This is a genomic window from Kitasatospora sp. NPDC058190 (genome assembly GCF_042883685.1).
Lineage (GTDB): Bacteria > Actinomycetota > Actinomycetes > Streptomycetales > Streptomycetaceae > Kitasatospora.
In genome coordinates, this window is record NZ_JBHVVI010000287.1 from 1 (window position 1) to 1,210 (window position 1,210).

The window sequence follows — 1,210 nt, forward strand, 5'->3', positions numbered from 1 at the left end:
CGCCCCCCCCCCCCCCCCGGGGGGGTACCGTCCTGGCCTGGGGGGTCAACGGTAACGGCCAGCTTGGCGACGGCACCACTGTGGACCGGTCTACGCCGGTGCCAGTGTGTGCGCCCGGCCAAGCGTCCCCCTGTGACTCTTTCCTGCGCGGTGTACACGGCATCGCCGCAGGTACAACTCACAGCCTGGCCTTCGACAAGGACGGCACGGTCCTTGCCTGGGGCGATAACCGCTTCGGCGAGCTTGGCAACGGCACCACCTCTGTCACCCCTCAGACCACGCCGGTGCCAGTGTGTGCGCCCGGCCAGACAGCACCGTGCAGCCGCTTCCTCACCGACGTGCGCGCCGTTGCCGGGGGCAGCGATTTCAGTCTCGCGTTGCGCAATGACGGAACGGTTCTCGCCTGGGGATTCAACGGTGACGGCGAGCTTGGCGACGGAACCACCACCACCCCGCGGACCACGCCGGTGCAGGTGTGTGCGCCCGGCCAGACAGCACCCTGTACCCGCTTCCTCACCGACGTGGTCGCCATTGCCGCGGGCTTCGACTTCAGTGTGGCGTTGCGCAAGGACGGCACGGTCTTCGCGTGGGGCGACAACTTCGTCGGGGAACTCGGCAACGGCACCACCTCAGTGACTCCTCAGACCACGCCGGTGCAGGTGTGTGCGCCTGGCCAGACAGCACCTTGCACCCGCTTCCTCACCGACGTGCGCGCCATCGCGACGGGCGACCAAGCCTCACACAGTCTGGCGTTGCGCAAGGACGGAACAGTCCTCGCCTGGGGGGCCAACGGAAGCGGCCAGCTCGGCGATGGAACCACCGCCACCCCCCGCACCGCGCCGGTGCGGGTGTGTGCGCCCGGCCAGACAGCACCCTGCACCCGCTTCCTCCATGGAGTGCGAGATATTGCTGCGAACGGCCTCTCCGGAGCGCACAGTCTGGCGTTGCACGAGGACGGAACGGTCCTCGCCTGGGGGGCCAACGGTCAAGGCGAGGTCGGGGACGGCACCACCACTACCCCCCGGACCACGCCGGTGCGGGTGTGTGCGCCCGGCCAGACAGCACCCTGCACCCGCTTCCTCCACGACGTGCGCGCCATCACCGCAGGCGCGTTCCACAGTCTGGCGTTGCACGAGGACGGAACGGTCCTCGCCTGGGGGGCCAACGGTCAAGGCGAGGTCGGGGACGGCACCACCACTACCCCCCGGAC

General features: G+C 69.6%; 1 protein-coding gene. It reads left to right on the top strand.

Annotation, left to right across the window (positions count from 1 at the left end):
• Positions 1-80: 80 nt before the first annotated feature.
• The coding region (locus ACFVWU_RS44840; protein WP_387632494.1) for an RCC1 domain-containing protein at positions 81-1,210 on the top strand (1,130 nt) is incomplete at its 3' end.